The organism is Clostridium massiliamazoniense (genome assembly GCF_001403635.1).
GTDB lineage: Bacteria > Bacillota > Clostridia > Clostridiales > Clostridiaceae > Sarcina > Sarcina massiliamazoniense.
Window position 1 is genome coordinate 399,364 of sequence record NZ_LN879467.1, and the last position, 24,062, is coordinate 423,425.

The 24,062-nt window shown below is 25.5% G+C and carries 21 protein-coding genes and 1 riboswitch; of the genes, 3 read left to right on the top strand and 18 right to left on the bottom strand.

Going from position 1 to position 24,062, the window contains the following annotated elements:
- Positions 1-154: 154 nt before the first annotated feature.
- The 5 genes from ARA19_RS05795 to ARA19_RS05815 all read right to left on the bottom strand — a co-directional run bounded on the left by ARA19_RS05795 (position 155) and on the right by ARA19_RS05815 (position 6,975).
- Complete coding sequence (locus ARA19_RS05795) at positions 155-2,197, bottom strand: DUF262 domain-containing protein (RefSeq protein WP_055070024.1); 2,043 nt, start codon at positions 2,195-2,197, stop codon at positions 155-157.
- Positions 2,198-2,216: 19 nt separating this feature from the next.
- Positions 2,217-2,840 (bottom strand): GreA/GreB family elongation factor, encoded by a 624-nt coding sequence (locus tag ARA19_RS05800; RefSeq protein WP_055070025.1) that lies wholly within the window; start codon positions 2,838-2,840, stop codon positions 2,217-2,219.
- A 1,097-nt stretch (positions 2,841-3,937) separates the two neighbouring features.
- Positions 3,938-4,639, bottom strand: a complete 702-nt coding sequence (locus ARA19_RS05805) for a ferric reductase-like transmembrane domain-containing protein (protein ID WP_147574366.1) — start codon at positions 4,637-4,639, stop codon at positions 3,938-3,940.
- A gap of 337 nt (positions 4,640-4,976) precedes the next feature.
- Positions 4,977-5,918, bottom strand: coding sequence for a hypothetical protein (locus tag ARA19_RS05810; protein WP_055070026.1), 942 nt, complete (start codon positions 5,916-5,918; stop codon positions 4,977-4,979).
- Positions 5,919-5,964: 46 nt separating this feature from the next.
- Positions 5,965-6,975: a hypothetical protein gene (locus tag ARA19_RS05815; protein ID WP_055070027.1), complete on the bottom strand. Its 1,011-nt coding sequence runs from the start codon at positions 6,973-6,975 to the stop codon at positions 5,965-5,967.
- A 335-nt stretch (positions 6,976-7,310) separates the two neighbouring features.
- Between ARA19_RS05815 and ARA19_RS05820 the strand changes: the two genes are divergently transcribed.
- Positions 7,311-8,198, top strand: coding sequence for a hypothetical protein (locus ARA19_RS05820; protein WP_055070028.1), 888 nt, complete (start codon positions 7,311-7,313; stop codon positions 8,196-8,198).
- Positions 8,199-8,350: 152 nt separating this feature from the next.
- On the opposite strand, the gene thiE is transcribed toward ARA19_RS05820, so the two are convergent.
- From thiE to thiD, 4 genes are read right to left on the bottom strand one after another with little or no spacing between them, the layout of a single operon-like run.
- Positions 8,351-8,971, bottom strand: coding sequence for a thiamine phosphate synthase (gene thiE / locus ARA19_RS05825; RefSeq protein ID WP_055070029.1), 621 nt, complete (start codon positions 8,969-8,971; stop codon positions 8,351-8,353).
- A 19-nt stretch (positions 8,972-8,990) separates the two neighbouring features.
- On the bottom strand, positions 8,991-9,668 hold the full coding sequence (gene tenA, locus ARA19_RS05830) for a thiaminase II (RefSeq protein ID WP_055070030.1): 678 nt from the start codon (positions 9,666-9,668) through the stop codon (positions 8,991-8,993).
- The gene (gene thiM / locus ARA19_RS05835; protein ID WP_055070031.1) at positions 9,662-10,444 is read right to left on the bottom strand and encodes a hydroxyethylthiazole kinase; all 783 of its coding nucleotides are present in this window, start codon (positions 10,442-10,444) and stop codon (positions 9,662-9,664) included. The genes tenA and thiM overlap by 7 nt, the downstream gene beginning before the upstream one ends.
- Before the next feature lie 33 nt (positions 10,445-10,477).
- Entirely contained in the window at positions 10,478-11,278 is an 801-nt protein-coding gene (thiD, locus tag ARA19_RS05840) for a bifunctional hydroxymethylpyrimidine kinase/phosphomethylpyrimidine kinase (protein ID WP_055070032.1), read from the bottom strand.
- 127 nt (positions 11,279-11,405) lie between these two features.
- A riboswitch (TPP riboswitch) is annotated at positions 11,406-11,503 on the bottom strand.
- A 301-nt stretch (positions 11,504-11,804) separates the two neighbouring features.
- Here thiD and ARA19_RS05845 point away from each other — a divergent pair.
- Positions 11,805-12,680: a DNA-3-methyladenine glycosylase family protein gene (locus ARA19_RS05845; protein ID WP_055070033.1), complete on the top strand. Its 876-nt coding sequence runs from the start codon at positions 11,805-11,807 to the stop codon at positions 12,678-12,680.
- A gap of 32 nt (positions 12,681-12,712) precedes the next feature.
- Here ARA19_RS05845 and ARA19_RS05850 read toward each other — a convergent pair whose 3' ends face one another.
- The 3 genes from ARA19_RS05850 to ARA19_RS05860 all read right to left on the bottom strand — a co-directional run bounded on the left by ARA19_RS05850 (position 12,713) and on the right by ARA19_RS05860 (position 15,563).
- A complete protein-coding gene (locus ARA19_RS05850) occupies positions 12,713-13,327 on the bottom strand; it encodes an HD domain-containing protein (protein ID WP_055070034.1) in 615 nt (204 codons plus the stop codon).
- Between the two features lie 845 nt (positions 13,328-14,172).
- Positions 14,173-14,409: a hypothetical protein gene (locus tag ARA19_RS05855; RefSeq protein ID WP_055070035.1), complete on the bottom strand. Its 237-nt coding sequence runs from the start codon at positions 14,407-14,409 to the stop codon at positions 14,173-14,175.
- 206 nt (positions 14,410-14,615) lie between these two features.
- Positions 14,616-15,563 carry a hypothetical protein gene (locus tag ARA19_RS05860; RefSeq protein ID WP_055070036.1) on the bottom strand — a complete coding sequence of 316 codons (948 nt, stop codon included), beginning with the start codon at positions 15,561-15,563 and terminating at the stop codon, positions 14,616-14,618.
- 621 nt (positions 15,564-16,184) lie between these two features.
- Here ARA19_RS05860 and ARA19_RS05865 point away from each other — a divergent pair.
- Complete coding sequence (locus tag ARA19_RS05865; protein ID WP_055070037.1) at positions 16,185-16,676, top strand: DedA family protein; 492 nt, start codon at positions 16,185-16,187, stop codon at positions 16,674-16,676.
- Between the two features lie 69 nt (positions 16,677-16,745).
- On the opposite strand, the gene ARA19_RS05870 is transcribed toward ARA19_RS05865, so the two are convergent.
- From ARA19_RS05870 to ARA19_RS05895, 6 genes are all read right to left on the bottom strand, one after another.
- Entirely contained in the window at positions 16,746-17,318 is a 573-nt protein-coding gene (locus ARA19_RS05870; protein WP_055070038.1) for a Uma2 family endonuclease, read from the bottom strand.
- An 83-nt stretch (positions 17,319-17,401) separates the two neighbouring features.
- Positions 17,402-17,935, bottom strand: a complete 534-nt coding sequence (locus ARA19_RS05875) for a hypothetical protein (protein ID WP_055070039.1) — start codon at positions 17,933-17,935, stop codon at positions 17,402-17,404.
- 394 nt (positions 17,936-18,329) lie between these two features.
- Positions 18,330-20,492 (bottom strand): SH3 domain-containing protein, encoded by a 2,163-nt coding sequence (locus ARA19_RS05880; RefSeq protein ID WP_055070040.1) that lies wholly within the window; start codon positions 20,490-20,492, stop codon positions 18,330-18,332.
- Between the two features lie 460 nt (positions 20,493-20,952).
- Positions 20,953-21,912 carry an SH3 domain-containing protein gene (locus ARA19_RS05885; RefSeq protein WP_055070041.1) on the bottom strand — a complete coding sequence of 320 codons (960 nt, stop codon included), beginning with the start codon at positions 21,910-21,912 and terminating at the stop codon, positions 20,953-20,955.
- A 353-nt stretch (positions 21,913-22,265) separates the two neighbouring features.
- Positions 22,266-23,507: a hypothetical protein gene (locus ARA19_RS05890; protein ID WP_055070042.1), complete on the bottom strand. Its 1,242-nt coding sequence runs from the start codon at positions 23,505-23,507 to the stop codon at positions 22,266-22,268.
- A gap of 207 nt (positions 23,508-23,714) precedes the next feature.
- A complete protein-coding gene (locus ARA19_RS05895) occupies positions 23,715-24,029 on the bottom strand; it encodes a 3'-5' exonuclease (RefSeq protein ID WP_055070043.1) in 315 nt (104 codons plus the stop codon).
- Between the last annotated feature and the right edge of the window lie 33 nt (positions 24,030-24,062).

Sequence of the window (24,062 nt, forward strand, 5' to 3'; positions counted from 1 at the left end):
TCATAAATCATTGATTGAAAAGTCTTCTTTTTATAATAATTATGATTTATTTTACTAATTCATAGATAATTATCCCACATTAAGTCTTTAAAAAAAAGACTTAACCTTTTCCATAAGTTTCTTTAAAAATTTTCCTCCACCTGCGTGATTTAGATTATTCTAAATTAAATAATAGTTCATTATAATCTATATTATATTCGTCAAATATATTTCTTAAAAATTCTAATTTTGATTCTGTACTTAAATTTAATTCTAAATAAATATTATCAGCAATTTTAAATGCAGTTCTAATTCCCTCTTCTTTATAAGATATTTTCCCAAGATTTTTTTTAGCTAATTTTAACAAGGGCTTTGGATCTATGTCATACAATATTACTGTAATATTTCTATACATATCAGCCCAATTTTTAACTTTTATTTCATCCCCTAGAAATATATATTTTTTCACTTTTGTATTTGTAAAATCATCTCTATTGCCCAAACTAAATAAATTATCACTCTTTGCTTTTTCTTTTAATGTTACTTCTGGATATTTCCATATATTTAATGCTATTTCATACAATTTTTCAGCTCTCTCTATAATATTTTCTTCATTCCAACAATCTATAGTCCCTAAATATTTATTTAGTCTTAATCTACTTTCTTTAAATCCATTCTCCATATTTCTTTTTTCGATAAAACTTTTATTACTATATTTTGAGTTATATCCTGTCAACGTTAAATTCCCTATTGTGTTGATATATTTATTGTATACTTCATTATAATTTTTTCCTAAGGATGATTTCCAACTTGGTGTAAGAGTTCTAGGCATAATATGTTCTATAGATAATTCATTATTACTTACTAAAGTTTCTACATCAACAATTTCTCTGTTATTAAAATTTTCTAGTCTTTCTAAAAGGTACAACTTATTTTTACTATTCATATTATAAAAATCATTTTCTAAGAAAAACCTTTTAAATTCATCATCATTAGGTAGCCTTTGAGATAATTTTTTTGTAGTTAATACATATTTTAAAGCTTCAACGTAATTATCTTTATATCCATCTACCCCTTTTATTTCTTTATGCAAATTCATAAAAACTTTATTCAATGCATTAGTCTGTATTTTACAAACTATTCTTCTAAACACATAAGTCTCTATTAACTTTAAAACTTCTTCTAATTCATTTTCATTTATTATATTATTATAATAATCATCAAATAAACTTAAGAAAAATGGATAAACTACAGTTACCTCTAGTTTATTTATTCTTTTTAATCTAACATCTATATCTTTAATTCCTATATTACTATTGATAATGCTACTATAGTATTTTGAAAACTTAAGCATATCTTCTAAACAACTTTCTATATTGATATTTTTCAAATTTATATAATTTTTAAAAGAGAAATATACCTTGCTTATATTTGTTATTTTATTTTCTTTCATAGTCATATAATCTCTAATAAATTGAGTTACTTTATAGCTTGTATTTTTCTCTACCTTATTCCAATAATCATTATATAAAATTTCTTGTTTCTCCGAACTTTGTCCCATTAATATAAAATTTCTAACCTTATCAGCATCTGTTAAATCTAAACCAGTTGAATTTAGGCTTTCAAAAATTAACTGTAGATCATCCTCTCCACTTTTAAGCTCTATTTCAACAATAATAAGTCTTTCAATAGCCGAATATAAGTCATCTATACTTACTTCTTCATCCATAATTCTCTTATAAAAATATTCATAATTTAAAGTGAAATTTGATTCCTTAATAAATTCTTCACCTTTAAATAATCTTTCAAATGCAATACTATCTACCTTTATAGGTTTAAGCTTTATTTTACTTTCTTCACTAGCATACTGATTTATTAAATATTGATTTAATATCTTTTCCTTTATTATATTGCAAGATGTCATATCACCTTTTTTGATTATGTTGTATATAGCTAATAACAATATAGAAATAGTAGTAGTCCTTTGTTGACCATCTATAATTAAATATTCTCTTATTCTTCCACTATCATTATATATTGAAACTACTGTTCCAAAAAAATGATTCTTATATTCATTTTTAATCATAGCCACTAAATCATCATAAAGTTGTTTACACTGTTCCTTTTTCCAATTATAATTTCTTTGATAAACTGGAATAACAAAATTAGTATCAGATGCTTCTAAAAATCTTATTAATTCCTTCTCATTTGCCTTCATATTCTATCCCCCCAAATTTTTAACTAATTCCAATAATCTTATATTTCAAATTAACATTATTTCTCTCTAAACTTATAATATCATTTTTTCCTTCTAAAATTGCTCTGGCTAGTGGTGAATTAATTGAAAATTTATCATTTAACTCATCTTTATCCTTTTCCTTAACAAAAATTACTTTAAAAGTTTCATTTGTTTGTAAATCTCTTAATAAATACTTCTTCCCTATTAATTGATTTAAATTATTCTTGACATATATCTTGGGAGTAGCTTGTAAAAACTCCTTTTCTTTTTTATTTTTTGGACTAATATCTTTTCCATATTCAATATGTATATAACTTTTCTTTTTACCAACTATATCTGCACAATTATTATTTTTACAACAACTTAATAAATATAAAGCACTTTTATCATTAAAACATTTTAAATTTCTATAGTGTAAACATTCAAAGTAACTAATTTCTCTAAGCTCTCGCTCTTCATAAGCACCACATATGAATCGTACTACACATTTACATCCATATCCATTAACTTTGCGATTTGAACACATCCCATTATTATAGTAGCAATTTTTTCTATACTTCTTCCCCTTTGGCCCTATGTACTCTAAATAAGCTGGAGTACCTTGCATTGTATTTATCCCCATATAATGTCCCCCTCTATGTTCCCTTTTACAGAAACCCTTTATTAATTAATCATAAGAAAATTAGATGGAGAACTCTCCATCTAATTAAAATATTATACTTTACTCAGTAAATTCATCTTAGCTTCTTTTCCTTTAGAATCTATTACAGAAACTCCTTGGAGCTTAGCATAGTTTACTTTTACTCCATCATCTAAATCTATATTTATTTTTTTATTTGCTAAATGAGGTACTACTAGGTCATATTCTCTTATTTCTTCTAATTGTTTCTTAATTTTCTCAACTTGTTTTTTAGCCTTAGCTCTTTCCTTAGTTGAGTAATTATCTAAATCTGATACTTTTCCTAATCTATCTATTTCCCCTTGATATTTCTTTTGTATTTAATGCAGATAATTCATTCTTACTTTAACCACTATATTTTCATTATATCTATACATATATATTAATGATTTAAATCCATTATTTTTACCTTATTCAAAGAACCAATATATAAGTCTTTTTTAATATATCTTTAAATGTTCTTTATAGAAATCTTTCAAGAAGTATCTTCTTATAGCTTCTCTTATTGTTTCAGTAGACTTTTTACCTATTGATTCAGCAATAAACTCAAGGTTCTCTTCTAAAGTTTCTTCTCCGTAAACTATTTTTATAAAATCTATAAATCTTGAAACTATATCTTCCTCAAAATATTGCTCATCACTTACTAAAAGTACATTATCCCTACTAGGTAAAAATCTAGTACCTATCCAACTGTCAGAAATAATATTGAAGATTTATACACTAATAATTCAACTCCCACTCTATACTCTCTAACAAGATTAATCTTATGTAACATAATTTTCTATTTTTTCCTCTTAAAATTAGTATATCATAATAAAAAAAACCTTTTTTTATTAAACAATTAAGTTTCTGTAAATTAGTTCTTTATCTATTTCCTAAAATCATTATGAAATATTTATTTAAAGCATAAATTGTTATTAATCACTAAAAATATTTCTAAATAACAAAAGACCATGTAAAAACTAAAATTGAATATACTTTTATCCAAAATTAGTTTTACACAGTCTATTTATTTTCGCTCTTATTTATTATTAGGATTTTTATGTATTTAAAATTTTTCCTTCTTCTATTCCATTGATTTTATTAATTTTTAGTGCTATATAAGCAGCAAAAATCAATGTATAGATAGAGACTCTCATCCAGTCTACATTTTTAGAATTTAAAAGAACTATTAAAATATGTACATATACAAGTCCAAAGAAAAGATAAGACCATCTTTGTATAGATTTCCATTTAACATAATTAACCTTCTTTCTTATTGCTTTGAAAGATGTAATGAATAACGGTATCATTATTAAAAATCCTACAATTCCTAAGATTAAATATATTATATTAAGTGCAGTTGGCTCTTTGCCATTAAAAAGCTTTATTATAAATCTAACTAAATACATTATTCCATGAGGTATTATTAATATAGAACCGAGTATAGCCATTTCTCCTCTGATGCTTAATAATTTTCTTGTTACATTCCACTTTGTGTTCATGGCTCCTGCAAACATAACTAAGATAAAAAATCCAATTGCAATGTATCCTTTCATAGTTGATTTTTCAAGACCATACAAAAATGTTGGTAAGTTGTAATTTGAGTATAATTTAAATATCTCAAAAATTGTTGTTAAAAAGGCTAATAATCCTATAGCCACATAATAAAATTTAGAATATTTTTTTATTGTTTTTGTTCCTATTAAACTTAATAAAGTTACTCCAACAATAGATATTAATAAATAGTAAATTAAAGACATGATTCTTTTCTCCTTTAAATTTTATCTTTCGTTAAATGAAAATGAATTTCATTACCAATTAATATATTAATATTTTATTATTTTCTCGTCAATATTATTAGCTGCTTTAAAATCATTGTTAATTATTTATTAATAATTAGCCTCATACTTTTATCTTCTATGTTTTATTTTTTTAATTTCATATAAATTTACCTAAAATATATCCCCAAAATATTCTTTATTTTCTAGTTTCCTCATATCAATTCTAAATCTACTACAAACATATTTTAATAGTATAATAAAAAATCCTATTAAGAATACTACTACTCAAAATAGGATTTAAATCATATTACTTTCTTTATTTTTTAGGTCCTACTACAAACCTATTTTCATAATGACCATATATAGATCCATTTTTCGTATTCACAAAGTAAATTATTGAACTCTGAGTTGGTTCTTTAATATTAATTCCATAATACTTACTGTCTGTATTCTTATCGTAACTTCTCTCACTTATACCGGTAACTATTTGATCATCTCTTAAGATTCCATCCAATTCCTTCACTGCATAATCATATAATTCCTTTTGTTTATAATCTAAACATGGTTGTGATTCATCTTTATTTTCTATGGCATTAATCATACTTCCTTCTTCAAAAAGTGAAGCTGCTCTAAGTTCTCCATTAACTTCTTTAAATTCAACTGTTTTTACATTCTTATCTACAACGGGAAATCCATAATAAAATCTTACATTAAATCTTACTTTTAAACTGTTATTCCCTGTAACTTCACGTGATTTGACACTATTGAAAAAATAGGGTATATGATTTTCATAATGCTCTTTTTTTACATAGGTCCTTCCTTCTTTATTTATGTATTTTTCTTCATATACTCCAGGAGCATAATACTTATTTATAGCTTCTTGTCTTTTTTCTATAGTTTCAAAAGGTCTTGAAAGCTCAGTATAACCTCCTGTTTTATCCGTATACATATCTGGAGTACCCGTAAATCCACCTAATTCTTCTGCAAATACCTTTGTTCCTTCATTCAAAAAGTTTACTAAATACTCATCTGAATATTTGCTAAAATCCACCTTTTTATCTTCTTCCTTTTCCTCATTTTCTATAGCTTGTCCACTTTCTTTTGTTTCCCTCTCATTTTCTTTTATTTCTTGGCTAGAAGTTTTCTTTTCTGATTCTATTTTCTTAGAAATAGTTTCTTCCTTTCCACAAGATACAAATAAAGTACTTACACTAATCAAAGCAGTTGTACATATTAATATTAATTTTTTACTTTTCATTTTGTCCCCCATTTTAGCTAATCTTCTTTTAAAAAGTTTCTATAAATTATTTTTTAGGCTCAACTACAAATCTTCCTTCACGAGAACCATATATTGCTCCATTTTTTATATTTACATGATAAGGAGCACTACAAACTTCAGGTTCTAAAACAGATATGGCATAATACTTACTATCTGTTTTTGGATCATAAGATCTATGATCTATTCCATTAACTATAAATTCTGGATTCATGACACCTTCAAGGGCCTTGTCTACATAATCAAAAAGTTCAATTTCTTGATTGTCTAAAGCTGGATCTATATTGTAATCTTTATCTCCATTTTCTAATATATTAAACATACTTCTATCTTGAAATAATGTAACAGCCTTTAATTTCCCATCAATTTCTGAAAATTCAACAGTCTTATATTTTTTATCTATAGTTCCTTGGTAATACATTCCAACATTAAAAGTAACTCTTAATCTGTTATTATCTATTATTTCCCTAGATTTCACACTTTTGAAATTATAGTTTACATAGTGTCTATAATAAGGATTTTTTAGGTAAGTTGTACCATCTTTTGTAATATACTCTTCCTTATATACATCTGGAGCATAATATCTCCCTATTATAGCTTGCCTTTTTTCTATTGTTTCAATAGGCTCAACCAATTCAGTATAAGATGCTTTTCTTACATTATATACATAAGGCATTATTGATGTAGTATTTAATTCCTTTATAAGAGCAGTTGTTCCCTCATTTAAAAAATCAATTAAAAATTTATCAGAATACTTACTAAAATCAACCTTTGCTACTTCTTTATTTACCTCTTCACTAAGAACCTTATTTTCATTATTATTAGTTACTTTATTTTCTCCCCCATTAAGTTCTTCACCATTTTCTTTATTCTCTTCAGTATCATTTCTTTCCTTATCTTTGTCACTTTCTTCACTTATAGATTCAATTTTTTTATCATTAGAATTTTTTATATTTTCCTTTTGCCCACAAGAAACTAACATAGCACTTACAGTAACTAAAGAAATAGTACAAATTAATAAAATCTTCTTACTTTTCATTGTTCCCCCCTAAAATTTAAATAAAGCTTTAATACCATATAAACGTAAACTTAATTATATTTTATATATCAATTATTTACTCCTAATGAATATAAAATTAAAATTTAAAATAAATTCCATATACTAACTACTTAATTATAAATTCCTAATATCCATGAATTCCCTCTTACCTTTCTACAAAGAAGTAGCTAGATTACTTTAAGCTATTTTAATTATTATTTAGTGTAAAAAAATTAAAGAATTATATATAATTTAATAAAATATCTTATGTATAATTTTCTTACATAAGTATTTTTGCTTATGTAAATTTTAAAATATTTATGGGGGATAAATATGTGAATATCGGGAACTTTAAATTAAGATTTGCTGAAGATAAAGGATATAAATTTTTTATATTATCTATTATAATAACAATGTTAAACTATAATAAGGAAGATTCTCTTCAAGCTGAAGTAATGACTATAGTTCTAATTATGATGCTTTTTGTTATAAGCAGTTATTCCAAACCAGATAGTGAAAATTTTGGCTATAAATTTCCTAATTACTTAGAAATCTTAAAGGTTTTATCCTTTATAATACCATTTCTATTAATAACTTATTTATTAAAAACTCTTATAATAAGGAATCCTCTTATACTTATTATTGAATTACAACTTATCATAATTAAAATTAAAAAGATAATAAGAAAAGAAGATGAAGATAGAAGGGATTGGATAAGAGAAAACATTTGTGATAAATATGAAGAAAGAAAAATAAATATTTTCTGGAAATATAGGTTTCTTAAATCACCTAAATGTACTCCTCCTCAAAACATAGATCCTTTTGAAAGCATCAATGCTTATGAAAAATTTTTCTATATGGTTATTGGATGTGGTGTAGCTGAAGGATTGGATACTAATATGAAAACCATAGTTTTTATAAGTATGATAATTATTTTATTATTCGAAGAAATATTATTCATGTTAGATAAATCTTTTAACAACTATATTTATATAGACGGCATATGCACTGGAACAATAAAATCTTATTATGAGGGATCTAGCAAACTAGTTGTTGGTATAGCTGACTTTGATAAAGAAATTGAATTATCTATAAAAATTACAGAAGACCAATTAGACTATTTTAAAAGTAATTACAAAATTAGAGTTACATATGGAATGCTATCCAAAAAGGTTGTCTCAGTAGAAAGAGGACTTTATTTTGCCGAACAAAAATATGTATAATAAATTATATAAAATGACCCTATAGATTTATATAAAATAACTCTATAGGGTAGTTTTTGTAGTATCTTTCTATAATATCTTAAAATTATCTAATAATAATTAATTTTAATTCTAAATAGTACCATAAAAAATATAATTTTATGCTATTATATTTATGCTATAATCTTCTTTATTTTTTCTATCCACAATCTTGATTCTTTTTCTATATCTTCTTTACTTAATATTGAAGATATTACTGCATATCCATCACAAGGCTCTATTTTTTCTATGTTATCTAATTTTAATCCTCCTATTGCAACAATAGGTAAATCTACTACTCTCTTTATTCTAATTAATTCTTCATTGGAAACTCCCTTGGCATCTTCCTTTGTTGTTGTATTAAACATAGCTCCTACCCCTAAATAATCAGCACTATTATTTTTAGCATCTATAGCTTCATTTAATGTTCTTACTGAAACTCCTAAAATTTTATCTTTTCCTATTAATTTACGAACTTTACTAGGTTCTATATCACTTTGTCCAACGTGTACACCATCAGCATCACTTAATAAAGCTATATCAACTCTATCATTTATTATAAGTTTAGCATTATACACTCTTGTTAGAATTCTTAATTTTAAGGCTCTTTCTAAAAATTCCTTACCATCTTTGTTCTTTTCTCTTAGTTGAATTATTTTAGTCCCTACTTTTAAAGTATCTTCTATAGCTTCATAAAAGTCTCTTCCTTCGAGAATATCTGAATCAGTCACTATATATAACCCTATATTTTTCATTAAATTCACTCCTTTAATTTTAATCTACATAGTTCTTATTACTTTTATAAGCCATATCCCAAAAGCCTTTTTCATATAAACTAGCTTCTTTGAAAATATCTATTAAGGTTTTAAATTCATTTTCATTTAAATCACAACAAATGTTATTTATATAGTTCTTCCAATCATATACTAACTGTTGATATTCCTGAGAATTATAACTCTCTATCCATTCTCTATAATAATTATTAGATAACTTTGAATTATATTTTTCTTTTAAGTATTGAGCTATATAAAAGTAACTCCATGTACAAGGCATTATTGCTACAGCTATAGCTTTTAAATCTCCCTCTTTAGCTATATTTATCATATAATTTGTATAATTTGAATTTTCTATAGAACTCTTAGTTTGATCTAATTTCCTTATATCAATATTAAAGTTTTTTAGATAGTTTATATGCACAGCATTTTCATCTTCTAAAATTCCTTGAATAGCCTTATAATGAAACTTTATTTTATCCATTGTTTTTGATTTGACCAATCCTATTCCAAATACTTTTACATACTCTTTTAAATAAAGATAATCTTCAATTAAATAATCCCTAAATTTTTCTTTAGGCAACGTTCCTTCTCCCAGTTCTTTTATAAAGGGATGACTTAAATAATCCATCCATATATGTTCCACCTCTTTAAATAATACTTCTGAAAATTTTACCATTTTAATTTCCCCATTTCCTCAAGTTTTTCTATATTCATCTCATATATTTCGTTAATTAAATCCACTTTAAATGTACCTATAGATGGGTTATTCTTATCTGCTAACTGTCCTCCTAATGACATTGTTAAAACTCCCATTGCAGCAGCTTCTATAGATTTTTTTGTAACTCCTAAGTAAGAAGCAATGAGACTTCCAGTCATACAACCAGTTCCTGTTACTTTTTTTAATTTTTCAGTTCCATTATAAATTTCTATAACAGATACACCATCACTTACAAAATCTACTTTCCCAGTAGCCACCACAGTAGTATTTAATTTATTTGAAATTGCTTTTATTTCTTCTCTTAAGTCTAATCCATCTTCATTTGAATCTACACCTTGTCCACTTGTTTTAAGACCAGCTATATACTTTACCTCTGATATATTTCCCTTAATAACTGTAAAATTAATTTCATTAATAAGTCTCTTAACTAAATTAGCTCTTGTTTTTGTTGCAAAAACACCAACAGGATCTAATAATACAGGTTTATTATACTTATTAGCTAATTTTCCTGCTTTTAAAAATAATTCTATTCCATTAGAATTCATAGTTCCTATATTAATAACTACAGACGAAGCAATTTGAATTACTTCCTCCACTTCTTCATGAGAATAACTCATTAAAGGACTTCCACCTAAAGCTAAAGTTATATTTGCACAATCATTTATAGTAACCTCATTTGTATAATGTAGTACTAATGGATTTTTTTCTCTAACTTTATTTAATAATTCAAACATATTAACCCCTCCAAAATTTTAAATATTTATTCCTTATTCTTTATCCCAGTTATAAAAATGATGTACTGGTCCTATACCTTTACCTATATCAAAGCTATATTCTATAGCTTCTGTTATATATTTTTTTGCCTTTAAAACGGCTTCATCTACTTCATAACCAAGAGCTAAATAAGCTGTAATGGCAGAAGATAGAGTACACCCTGTTCCATGAGTATTTTTTCTACAAATCCTTTCTGATTTATATATTTTGCTTCCCCCTTTCCAAACTAATAAATCAACTGCATCGCCTTCAAGATGTCCCCCTTTTATCAAAACATACTCAGGACCCATCCTTAAAATTTTATCTCCAGCAACTCTCATACTATCTAAATTATCTATCTTTAAAGAAGTTATTTCTTCAGCTTCTGGTACATTAGGTGTTATAACTTTTGCTAATGGTATTAAAGAACTTATTAAAGCTTCTTTTGCTTCTATTTTTAATAGTGAATATCCACTTTTAGATATCATAACTGGATCTAATACAAGATTCTCAACTCCATGTCTCTTAAGGCTATGGACTATTTCCATTATTATTTTAGTATTTGATACCATACCTATTTTTGTAGCCTTAGGTCTTATATCATTAAACACAGCATCAATTTGTTTTTTTATAATTTCACAGGATAAATCTTCAACATCAATGACTCCCATAGTATTTTGTGCTGTTATAGAAGTTATAACAGACATCCCATAAGTTCCTATAGCAGCAAAAGTTTTTAAATCTGCCTGTATCCCAGCTCCTCCCGAAGAATCTGATCCTGCAATGGTTAATGTAGGTATCCTATATTTGTTCATTTAATTTTCCTCCCTTTAAATTACCTAAAATAAAAAAACTCTAGAAATCTAATAGTCTAATTAGCTAGTAGATTTCTAGAGTTTCTCATCTTTAAATAATTCACTATAATTACAATATACATGATTTAATTAAATATAAGTGCTTTCCTACGCTGGTATTATCCAGATCAGGTTTGAGGGTTGATATAATATCTCTCAGCCATAAAGACACCCCTAGCTAAATATTTTATTATAATTACATTATATTCCTTTAATACATTTTGTCAAATAACTATTTATATTCTAAATATAGAGATTTTCAATTATTTATTACTTTAATTTTTCCTATCATTATGTTATATTATGAACTAAACTTAATACTCCCTCTTTGTATTCTAATAAGTATAATTTTAATTCAAATAAAATTTTTACTAACAAATTGGTGATTTTTATGAAAAATATAAAGTTCTTTATCTCCTACCGATGAAATGAAGGAATATTACATTCTCTACCTGTAAAATAATTTTTTATATTGGAGGTTCTATATATGAAAATTTATGAAGAAGATAAAAAAATTATTATAAAAGAAATAGATAATTTTGATTTAAATCAAATCTTTGGAAGTGATCAAGAATTTAGATGGATAAAAGAAACTGATGGATCTTACACAGGTATAGTAAGAGATAAAATACTTAATTTATCCCAAGATGGTAATACAGTTTACTTTAATAATACTACTTTAAAAGACTTTCAAAATATCTGGTATGATTACTTTGGATTTGATGTTGATTATAAATATATAAAAAAAACTCTAAGTAATATTGATGATAAAATGAAAACTGTTATAGAACATAGCGGAGATCAAAGAATGTTAAATCAAGATAAATGGGAAACACTAATTGCGTTTATCTTATCAACAAATAATAGCATACAAATGGTAGAAAAAGTGATGAATAACTTATCTATAAGGTATGGAGAATACATAGGTGATTTTAATGGCAGAAAATATTATTCTTTTCCATTACCTAAAAAACTAGCTGCCTTATCTCTAGAAGAATTGAGAGATTGTAAAATGGGTTTTAGAGATAAATATGTTAAAGCAGCATCTCAAGCTATTGCAAGTGGCGAAATTAGCCTTGATAATATTGCAAATCTTAACACAACAGAATGTATAAAACAACTTAAAAGCATAAATGGTGTAGGCACAAAAGTTGCTGATTGTATTGCTATGTTCTCTATGAAAAAAACTGATGTCTTCCCCGTAGACATATGGATGAAAAGAATAATGAAAGAATTCTATATAGATAGTAACATGAGTATCCCTAAAATCAGAGAATTTGCCATTAATAAATTTGGAGACTTATCCACCTATGCTCAACAATACTTATTTCATTATGCAAGAAAACATCAAATAGATAAATAATATTACCTGCTTGATATTTTTAATTATTTACCTTATTCTAACACCTTTTCTAAATATTCTTTACTTTCTATTATCCATGAATGAGGATATAAAATCATCTCATTATCTATAATATAATTTATATAAGATAAACATGCTTTCTCTAAAGAAATAGATAAATTTTCAACTACTGTATCATAAAATGGTGGGATTCCTTCTTGGTCCCATGAAAGCTTATCAGCAATAAAAAGAGCCATATCATATTGTGAAGGATTTGCTTTTAAAGTTGTATGACATTCAATAGCTGATAATATAACTTCATCATTTATATTAAAAAAGTTCTTCGCTATTAACCTTGAAATCCTTTGATGTAAAATAAAAGGATATTTTCTTTCTGATTCGTCAATAAATAAATTATTTTCTACCATATAATTTAACATATCTTGAGGTTTAATTACTGTACTTATATCATGTAAATAACCACATAGAACACATAAATTTTTATCTAACCCATATTTCCCTGCTATTTTGCTATTTGTATTAGCAACGTCATTAACATGTTTTAATGTTCTTGACTTATTATTATCTAAAAGAAAGTTTTTTATATCCATTACTACATCACCACTAAGTTCTGTAGCATTAACATAATTGTAATTATTTATATCCATTAATCTACTCCACCCTATAACTTATTTATTCAATTATATACCAAACAAACCCTTAATTGTATATAATAACCTATATTTTTAACATTAATCTAATTCAATAGACATACTTATTGACATCAGGTAAAATTATAATTAGTTAGGTATGACAAATAAATATCATTAATTATGCACTTTTAAATGATATTTTTATAGAATAATTTATTAATTTATAAAAATCTTTTTTTATTTCATACAAATCATTATTAATAAAATTTTAATATTTTGTTGATATTTTATTAACTTATATGATATCATAAATATAATTTTACATGAAAATTTATCTAATAATTATATCTTAATATCAATATAATATATAAAAAAATATACTTAATAAAATTTTAAAATATTAGTTTTGTATCAAAAAGGAAGTGGTGTTATTGGCAAAAATGGACAGAAGAAATTACAAAACAAAATTAAGTATACTATTTCTTTTGTTTATACTTTTACTTACAGTCGTAGTTATTAGCATCTATTTACCTCTTAAATCTTCTAATACTTTACTGCAAATAAAAAAACCTCACTATACAGATTATAAAAATTAAAGACACAGAATTTTTCTTATAATAGATAATTATCTATTAATTTTTAAAATATATTTGTCTATTTTAAAATTAATTCTGTAATTTATTCATATTTACAAGACAAAGAAGTACCTAATTTTCTTGGTACTTCTTTGTAGGATACTGAAATATTCTATAATATATATTTTAAAATCAAGGTTTCATAACTTATTTATTGATTTTTAATATAATTCTGTATAATCTGCTCTTAAAAATACTTTAAGTTCACTTATTCCTGTTCCATATCTACTTAGCATTTTTATTACTAAATTTCTTTAATTGTTCTATCTCTTCATTTTCTATTTTCTCTAACTTATCTAAATCATCTATAAATACTCTTACTTTATTTAAAAAGTCAATTAATCCCTCATTAGTATCTATAAATTCTTTAGCTTTTGAAAAGTTTCTATTATTTATTTCATTATTGTATCTATTATTTAATTTTTCAATAGTAGATGATACTATTGAATTTAATAAATCCATTGCTTCTCTAATTTCATCAATTGAACTAGGTAATTCTTTTCTTAAAACTCTAAAATATTGTTATCCATTATAAATATATTCCCCACATCCTTACATATTTCTAAGCCAATAATTTAACTTTTCTTTATTTCATTTTGTATATCATAAATTATAAAAAAATCTCTCTTAGTAGAAATTAACCCTAATTTAATTTCTCATTTACTCCACTAATTTAATTTTTTACCATCTATTTCTCTATATACACTACCATCATAAGAACTTATTAAATACTCAACTTCAGTCTTATTATCTTTAACTACATTTACCTTATAGAATTTAGTAGCCGCATCAACATACTCATCTCCAGAGTACATACCTCCACCACCGATTCCTAAAGGTAGTAGCTCTTTGTCTTCAATAGCAGCTTCTTCTCCTTGGCTAAGCTCTGGCTTAATATATTTATTCATTAGTTCCTGAGCTTTTTCTTTTCCTATATTTACCTTACCATACCTTTCAGCTATTATATCTCTAAAATTATCATTAACTAATTCTACATTTCGTAAAGTTGATACAAATAGATTCTTATTTGCATAATCATAATAATATATTTCTTCTTGAGACCATCCTTTTGTTATACGGAATCTATATAAATCAGTATTTACTAATTCTTTTGGTATTCTTTCCCCAGAACCGACATGAACTTGTTCTACATATTCTATATTGTCTTTAATATCTTGTTTATAAGCTTTTAACATTATATCTCTTATTTCTTTTTTCATTATTGATATATTATCTTTCTTATGATCATTATTTTTATCAACAACTTTATTGCTTTCTTTTTCTCCCCCATCATTTGAAGTATCATTATTTTTCTCGGTAACCTTATTCCCCTCTTTTCCTTCCTTATCATTTGAAGTATTATTGTTTTTTTCAACAACTTTACTATTTTCTTTTTCTGCTTCTCCATTTGAAGTATCATTATTTATATTAGTCTTGTTTTCATCATTTACTTTATTATCATCTTCTTTTTTACCATCTACAACATTAACTTCTTCTACTTTAACCATCTCTTTATTATGTTTATTGGAAATCTTATTTCCCAAAGCTAATCCACCTAAAGATAATATACACACTCCCCCTAATATTGCTATTACTTGTATTAATCTTTTTTTCATCAACTTTTCTCCCCTTAAATATGTTAACTAAAATATTGCTTACTATTGATTATACTTTAACCTTTAAATATCTCATATTAAGTGGCTGTAAATAATTCATGTATATAAATTTTTATTAGTTAATTATTAGATATATATACTATATTTTTATCAATTATAAAATAAATTAAAGTAATTTTATAATTATTCATTCTATCTACCTTTATAAAATATTATTTTATTAAAACAAATATATAAATACTCCTATAAAGTAGACTTTTGTGGATAAAAATAATGAGCTAATCTATTTATATAATTATTCTTTATATTTTCTAATAATTATAATTAAACTAGGGTACACTAAATAAAATACATAAAAAAAATTTATCCTATTCAAAAATTATCTTAGTGATTTTTAAAATAATATCCATAAAAAACTTTTTATTAAAAGCATATTTCTATAGCTATTATAATTTTTACATAATTGTAATATTAATGAAATATAAATAAACTTTAGAAAGTTAAATAATGGATTATACTATAATAGTTAGGCTATATTTATAAGATTAAATAAAAATAAATATACTTAAATAAAAAGAACTTAACTAATCACAACTAAAATCAATTACATAAGGGGGTAAAATGAAACCTATACTAAATCATTTCATAGACAATAGCCTTATATTGATTTTTTCATTAAATTTTTTAGAACATCTCGGAGCCCCTTGGTTAGGAACTGGAGCAATACTTCCTCCTGTAGGAATTTTGATTGCTCATGGAAAAATCAATGCCTTTGCAGGTGTAACTGTATGTCTAGTAAGTGGAATATTAGCTAGTTTTATAATGTATTTCGTAGGATACTTTTGTGGGGAAAAAGTACTACGAGCATTCTCTAAGAAATCGACACGAATAGATAAATGGATAAAAAAAGCAACCTTAACATTATCTAATGGAAATATTCTAAGCTCTATAGGTCTTAGGCTTGTCCCAGTAGCTAGAACAGTTATATCTCTTATAGAAGGAAGTCTGAGAATTAACTTTTTTAAGAGTGCCATTGCGATTATAATAGGTGTATCGACTAATATTATATTTCTTATATCACTAGGTTATTTCTTATCTAATATCTTTATATAATTGCTATAAAAAAACTCTATATAGAAATATTTTTGCATATCTCCATATAGAGTTTCTATTGAATAAATTTTAGAATTCTAAATTATAAAAAATATCTTTTAATTCTATTTGCAAATTTTCCATTACTAAACTTTTGTAAATATCCTCTTTATTATAAGCCTCATGCAAGTAATAGTCCTTTGTCTCAGCGCCTGTTATTAATCTATACTGTTGTATTAATCCTTCTTGATAAACTAGGTTATACTCTTCTATGCCAAATCTAGAATAAAGCTCCATCTTAGTTATAGTATCTAAACTAGTATTACTATGAAAAACTACTTCAAAAGTAATTTTAGGAATTATTAAGAATGATTTCCCTATTTTCTTAAAACTACCGTTTTCTCTACAAACAACAAAAACATCCGGCTTAACTCTATTTTCTCCTAATATAACATCTATTTGTTCTGAAAATACTTCACATGGCTTATCAAGTAAATATCTATCTATACTACTATTGATTCTATTCACTATTTTATTATGTGTCATCGAACTATTAGAACTTGTTAGTAAATATCCATCTATATACTCCATTTTATAGTTACTATCTTTATCCATTGATTCAAATTCTTCTAAACTTATTTTTTGATTAGTCTTATCTACCAATATAGAAATATCACCTCGATATATTATTATATAAATTTAATCATATTATATCATAGGACAATAGTCCTTTTTATATTATAGCCTTAATTCTTATTTATTAATTTAATTAGTAATTTACAGTTTTCAGCTCTTCCTGTTAACTTTAAGATTATAGAATCTTCTTCAAATTCATCAAGATTAATTTCCATTTCTTCTTTTGGAGATTTTAATTGAATTTCTTTATATACTGTTATAGATAAAGGTTGTGTTATTACAATCTTTAAATCAGATATATCTGAATCTAATTTTATAAAAAGCTTACTCCTCTTTGTTTTATTATAGCTAATTTCTATTTCTTCAGCTGGCTCAAATTTATGATATATAAGTCCCATTGCTGTTTTTGTACCAAAAAGTTGATGTTCATCTACTTTAGGATAAATATAATCAAAGTTTTTCTCAAAAATATGAGTTTTTTCATCTAAGTTTTTAGTAGTTTCAATCCTTTTATTTATATCTATATTTAAATTTATATCTTCTTCTTCACCTTTAGATTTCTTCAATGCTTTCTTACACTTACTAACCAAAAATGGAGTTGCAAAAGCTATTGAAAAAATTATTATTAATCTAATCTTTTCCATAAAAATCCCCCTTACATAATATTTTTACAGAAAAATATGTATACTAAATAAAGATGGGGTAACTATTTCTTTAATATAGAAGAAAATAATTCTTACTTGAAAGCTTCACCTAAATTTCACCTAATAACTAGAGGTTCTAATACTCCTAGGAGATAAACAAGCTCACGTTTCTAGATAACCTTGACTAAATATTCACATGTAGCCAAAATTCCACCTAAATTAAGTCTACGTTTATTAATGTTATCTTGACATGACTATACTTGTCTCTAGATTGTAGTAAATTAAAGTGTTATAGTAACTAGTCCTTAGATAAGTTTAAATTAAAGTTAAACACTAATAACAAAACACCAACCTAGATATTTACTAAATTGGTGTTTCTATTTTACCTAATTAATTAAGAATGATAATTTCCTGTATATGCATTTACTACAACATAAATATTATTACCAGATTCCTTTGTATAAACATAATAGCAACCTTTTTCTGGTACTACTTTTGTTATATCTGTATCTGGGAATAATTGTTTTATAAGTTTAGTTGCTTCATCAAGAGTAAATGGTTCCTTTTGTTTATTAAGATTAGCATATAATTTTAAAGTTGCATTATTAAACTCATTAGCAGTTATATTATTTTTAAGTACATTTGTTCCATTTGCTTCTATAAAAGCATTAATAAGTTCATTATTAGAAACTACTTTAAGCCATTGTGGCATCCATCCTGTAGTATTAAGAGTAGTTTGATTACAATTTAATTGTCCTTCTAAAATCCATTTTCTCATAAACTGAGCTAATTTACTATTTGAAATGTTATTTCCAGTTGTATTTTTTACAACTACATCATTAATATTTATTGTCCTATCTGAATTAAATGATTCTACCCATTTAATACTTCCATTCTTTGAAGTTGTTTTGTCATTTTTATTAGATGTTTTTTGTAAAGTTCCAGAATTATCATCTTTTCTTTGTGTTCCATTATTTTCTAGATTATTAGTGCTGTTACTTTGATTTTTTGAAGTTGTATTTTCTGAACCCTTGTTACATTGATTAATAGAAGAATTTCCTGCTCCACCACCCCATGTAACTAAACTGTCTCCGGATATTATAATCGGATTGTTTCCAAAGGCCATATATTGAAGCTTATCAATAAAATCTTTATTAGTAACTTTTTGAGTATTTGGAACTGCCATTATTATTTCCATTTCTCCATATTGATTAAGCTTTATAGCTCCATAATTATCATATTGTGAATTTCCAAATAATGTACTTGGATTCATTGTAACTATATAATAATTAGGATTTTTTATAACTGTTCCATTAAATGAATACAAACTTGGTGTTATTATTACTTTTTTTCCTTCGTAAGATTTATATGTTCCATTTATTCCTATAGTACTACCTATTTTCTTTCCAACTGTCCAAGTACCAAAATACTTAGATACTAAGGCATTATTATTTGGATGTATTTCATTCTCATTATTTTGGAATGTTATATATTTCTTATTTATATATCCAGTATCTCCATCATTATAAACACTTACTTTATAACAATCACCCTTCTCTCCTAATATAGTTACAGGTTGTCCATTATCCAACTGCCATCCTCCAAATATTGGCTTTCCATTTGTCTTTACATTAGTTATATAAGCTGTTTTATTTACAATATTCCCTATTCCTTTGTTTGTAGTTTCTGATGATTTATTTTCAGTATTGTTATTGATATTGTTACTTTGATTAACTCCATTATGAGTTATACTTGTTGTTGACCCTGTTTGTAATTTTGTAGAATTTGATGCTTGAGAATTTTTACTTCCTACTGTTATATGATTTGAATTTCTATTTTTACTTCCTGTATTTGTATTATTAGCAATTGATGATGAATTATTACTTGAAGTTATTGAACTTCCTTCATTTGAGATTTCATTACTTGATACTGATGAACTACTTGTAGCTCCTACATTTCCTGTCGATAAGTTTCCTGAAACTCCAGAAGATGATGTTGAAATATACTCTTCATAAACATATCCAACTTGACCATCAACCTCTACCTTGTACCATTGTCCTTGTTGACCTAGAAAAGTTATTCCTTGTCCATTATGTAACTTCCCTATAATAGAAGAATTTATTCCAGCTTTTGTTCTTAAATTAACAGCTGAACTTACATTTATTATTGATCCAGTTCCACTAAGACTTGTTAAATTACTGTTTTCACAATTAAATATTACTTTAGCATTTGCCTTTGATATATATCCTACTGCTCCTGTTTCATGTACCTTTACTTTATAATAACCATTATTATTGCTTAAAATACTTAACATTTCACCTGTTGATAAATAAGAAACAATTCCTTTACCATTTGATAGTCCATATAATACAAGGCTATTATTACCATTGATAACCACAGCTTCACTTGTTTTAACTTCACCATTATTATTCATTAATAATATATTATTCTTAAAATGATTCCTTTTATTATAACCATGATGATATAGCATAGGGCTTGATACAGCTGTCCCTACAGTAGCTGTCGCTATTAATCCTAATATAGCTTTACTTCTCATTAGTATTTTCCTCCTTTACAAGAAAATATTAGTTTAGTTGTTTTAACCTCATGCTAACACAAAAATGTATAATTTTCTTATCTACTAAGTTACATTTAATTCACACTTTTGTAACACTTTGTTTTTTTTAATATAAACCATAGCAAAAAAATAGCCTAGCTTACGCTAAACTATTTCAATATTTTTGTATATCTTTTTATTAATGTTTTGGGTCCCTTGTTATTGCTTTTCTTACTGGAACAAATGCTGAAGTTCTGTCTTCTGGATCAATAGCTTTATAATCTCCACTTTCATCCTTTCTAAGTCCTAAAGATGCCATTTTCTTTTTAGTATTTCTATATTTATTCCCATGTTCTTACCTCACATAATATTTATATTTATCATTTAATACAATATTATTTTGGGCATTATAATTAAAAATTATAGTTAGAAATAAATATTATTTTATCTACCCTTTTTCTTAATTAGTACGTTCTACATAAGGTGCATATATATAACCAGTATTACCATTACTTAAATCTACATGATAATACTCATTTGTTTCACCTAAAATTTGTACAGGAGTTCCAACTCCTAAATCATATCCACTTGAAGATGATGATGGACTACTATGTAATTTAGCATGGTCATGTCCATTACCTAATTTCTTAACAACTCCATTAGGGTTAAAAGTACTTTCATGATTAGTTGTATTAGTTTCAAGTTTAACTTCATTTATAGAAGAAATTTTAACAACATCACCTGTTACCAAAGAACAGTTGTAACTTTCTACAGATCCTTGTGGTGGATTAGTACTTGAACTTATTTTTTGATTAACAAGCTCAGTTCCATCTGGAGAATAAATAATAAAATCTCCACTACCATTTGCAGGAACTACATTATATTTTCCAGGCTCTATATCTAGTCCAACAGTCCAAGTTCCAGTACCTAAAATTTCATGTAAAGATGTAGATGCAGGAATAAATGAAACTTTATTCATGGAACTAATTTGAACTTGAGCCCCTTTTGCCAAATCACATGTTACATTTTCTACACTACCATTAGCTAAAGGTTCATTTACTCCAGTTAAAATAGCATTAATATTATTTATTCCATTAGAAGAAATAACTAGATTTCCAGAACTACTTTCTGATTTAATAACATACCTTCCTGGTTTTAGATTTTCTCCAACAGTATACTTTCCAGCAGAAAGAGTTGTTGATTTTGCAGTAGAACTATTTCGAGGTAATGTTGAACTTACACTAGCTGGAGCAGACTTATTAGGCTCAGCAGTAGAGTTTTCATATGAATTCTCTTTTTGAGTAATTAGATTGTTCGAAGCTTTCTTACTTATATTATTACTACTTTCTATAGCTACAAATATAAATATTAAAATTATAACAACTATAATTCCTAAGCATCCTATTTTAAATTTTTTCATTTAATATTCTCCTTTTGCACAATAAACATCAATACATTAGTCATCACTGATTTATTAAGTAGTCCCATAGTAGATTCCTCCATTCTATTTTTTACTTATGATACCATAAAACTCTAGTTTCTTGTTTTATATTTATTCAAATTTTATTAATAGCAAATTGAAAAACTTTAGTTTTACTTAAAAGTACTAATTAAATATTTAGTGATTAATATTATTTAAATAAATTCTATATGAAACTTCTAAAAAATTGTTCAAAACATAGTAATTCATATTATAACAATTTAAATCCAATGCATTAAAAAAACACTAGGCTATTCCTTTATAAACCTAGTGTTTTAATTATTTTATCCTATTTATCTTTTTATTCTACCTACATCAGTATTATCACGTCTTCTATTATTAAGCTCTTTTATTGGATGTGGTCCTTCTTGATATCTATAGTCTTTTCCATTTTTACATATATACTTTTCTATTACTGTATGACTAACAACATCACATAAATTTCTATTAACCATTTTCTGATACCTATAAAAATCCGCACATTTATCTAAATTTGCAACATCTATATAACCTTCTCTATGTGCTGTTATATTTACTGTTTTCATCACATCTCTTATATAGTCTTTATTAGACTTTAATACAAGTATGTTTGGGAATGTTCCATTAGGTATAATTTCTTGCCATTCTCTACCTTCATATCTTCTGAGAAGTTCTGCTGCTTTATGCAAGTGTGCCACTTCTAATAAAAAGTTTTCTTCCCATAACTTTCTTATACAGCTATCAGTTTCTGTCTTATAACAGGAATAATAAAGATAACACTCAGTATACTCATGCATTAATAATTCTTCTAACCATGTGCATCTAGTATCCTTAAGACTTGCATATTGAGTGACATGTTCTTCTTCAACTAAACCAATTTCTAAATACAACTTTCTTCCTATGTCATTTTTATATAGTGAGCTTACATTCATATAATAGTTCATTGTTTGTTGTTCTGCCGCTGTTATTATACCTATATTTAATTTGGTTAATAAATCAGCATTTTTAAAATCAATAAATCTTTCAATTGTGTCATAAGGATGTCTATGATGAGCAATGGTTGGTCTTGCTGGCATTATTTCTGTGTAATGACCTACAAGATGTTCAGCTTTAATCCCTTGATCCATTTCTAATAAATCTGCATATCTATATAAATGATCAAAATCTTCAAGAAGTGCAAAATCTAAAGATGCTTTTACATATTTATTTCTTTCACTTTTGGCAAGCGCACAAGTTAAATCTACAGCTAATTGCTCATAACTTATTGTTGTTTCTAAAATGGATTCATCTAAAGGCTTTAAATTGCTTATTTTCATTTGTTGTTGCTTTTCAATTCTTCTAGTTCTAGCTAATTCTCTTCTTAAATCATTATTCACGCAATGTCTTGAAAATTGATGTGAAAACCAGTTTGCTTCAAACTCAGTACCATTCATAAGAATTATACGAGTTTTAGTATAAGGATCAACCTCTTCCTTATTATACTGCTTAGGATATAACTCACCCCAACTTTGAAATGATGATTCTAAGTCTATAGGTCTTTCTTCAAATGGATTCATAAAAAAAATTCAACTCCTTTTACTCCTTCCCTAATAATATATACATTCTTAAGCAGTATGTTATCTTTAATATGATTTCCATTAGTATTTTTTGCATAGTATATTTATAAATTTTATTTTAATATGCATATAAAAATAAAATTCTACTTTAAAATACTTCCTTTAAGGAAGGTAAAATTATCACGAAGCAGAACTTTATTTTAATTATTATAATTCTATTTTTCTATATAATTCTCTATCAATTTCTTCTAATAATACATTTTTATTGTCATAATACATAACATCTAATTTATTTCTTGCTCTACTAAAAGCTACATACCAAAGCTTTCTTTGATTATTCCAATATTCTTCATCTTCATTTTCAGAAGATACTCTTTTATCTTCATTAAATTCTGGTACAATTACATAATCAAATTCAAGTCCTTTAGAAGAGTGAAGTGTCGTTATCATTACATCTATATTGAAATCAATTTTTTCTGATCCAGTTTGTAAAATTGTATTTATTCTTGTTCTAGCTAACATAGAATGTATATCCTTAGCAAGATTTCTATCTCT

Coding starts and splice junctions, on each gene's coding strand:
- ARA19_RS05795 (WP_055070024.1), bottom strand. CDS start 2,197: ATGAAGGCAAATGAGAAGGAATTAATAAGATTTTTAGAAGCATCTGAT.
- ARA19_RS05800 (WP_055070025.1), bottom strand. CDS start 2,840: ATGGGGATAAATACAATGCAAGGTACTCCAGCTTATTTAGAGTACATA.
- ARA19_RS05805 (WP_147574366.1), bottom strand. CDS start 4,639: ATGTCTTTAATTTACTATTTATTAATATCTATTGTTGGAGTAACTTTA.
- ARA19_RS05810 (WP_055070026.1), bottom strand. CDS start 5,918: ATGAAAAGTAAAAAATTAATATTAATATGTACAACTGCTTTGATTAGT.
- ARA19_RS05815 (WP_055070027.1), bottom strand. CDS start 6,975: ATGAAAAGTAAGAAGATTTTATTAATTTGTACTATTTCTTTAGTTACT.
- thiE (WP_055070029.1), bottom strand. CDS start 8,971: ATGAAAAATATAGGGTTATATATAGTGACTGATTCAGATATTCTCGAA.
- tenA (WP_055070030.1), bottom strand. CDS start 9,668: ATGGTAAAATTTTCAGAAGTATTATTTAAAGAGGTGGAACATATATGG.
- thiM (WP_055070031.1), bottom strand. CDS start 10,444: ATGTTTGAATTATTAAATAAAGTTAGAGAAAAAAATCCATTAGTACTA.
- thiD (WP_055070032.1), bottom strand. CDS start 11,278: ATGAACAAATATAGGATACCTACATTAACCATTGCAGGATCAGATTCT.
- ARA19_RS05845 (WP_055070033.1), top strand. CDS start 11,805: ATGAAAATTTATGAAGAAGATAAAAAAATTATTATAAAAGAAATAGAT.
- ARA19_RS05850 (WP_055070034.1), bottom strand. CDS start 13,327: ATGGATATAAATAATTACAATTATGTTAATGCTACAGAACTTAGTGGT.
- ARA19_RS05855 (WP_055070035.1), bottom strand. CDS start 14,409: ATGGATTTATTAAATTCAATAGTATCATCTACTATTGAAAAATTAAAT.
- ARA19_RS05860 (WP_055070036.1), bottom strand. CDS start 15,563: ATGAAAAAAAGATTAATACAAGTAATAGCAATATTAGGGGGAGTGTGT.
- ARA19_RS05865 (WP_055070037.1), top strand. CDS start 16,185: ATGAAACCTATACTAAATCATTTCATAGACAATAGCCTTATATTGATT.
- ARA19_RS05875 (WP_055070039.1), bottom strand. CDS start 17,935: ATGGAAAAGATTAGATTAATAATAATTTTTTCAATAGCTTTTGCAACT.
- ARA19_RS05880 (WP_055070040.1), bottom strand. CDS start 20,492: ATGAGAAGTAAAGCTATATTAGGATTAATAGCGACAGCTACTGTAGGG.
- ARA19_RS05885 (WP_055070041.1), bottom strand. CDS start 21,912: ATGAAAAAATTTAAAATAGGATGCTTAGGAATTATAGTTGTTATAATT.
- ARA19_RS05890 (WP_055070042.1), bottom strand. CDS start 23,507: ATGAATCCATTTGAAGAAAGACCTATAGACTTAGAATCATCATTTCAA.
- ARA19_RS05895 (WP_055070043.1), bottom strand. CDS start 24,029: ATGTTAGCTAGAACAAGAATAAATACAATTTTACAAACTGGATCAGAA.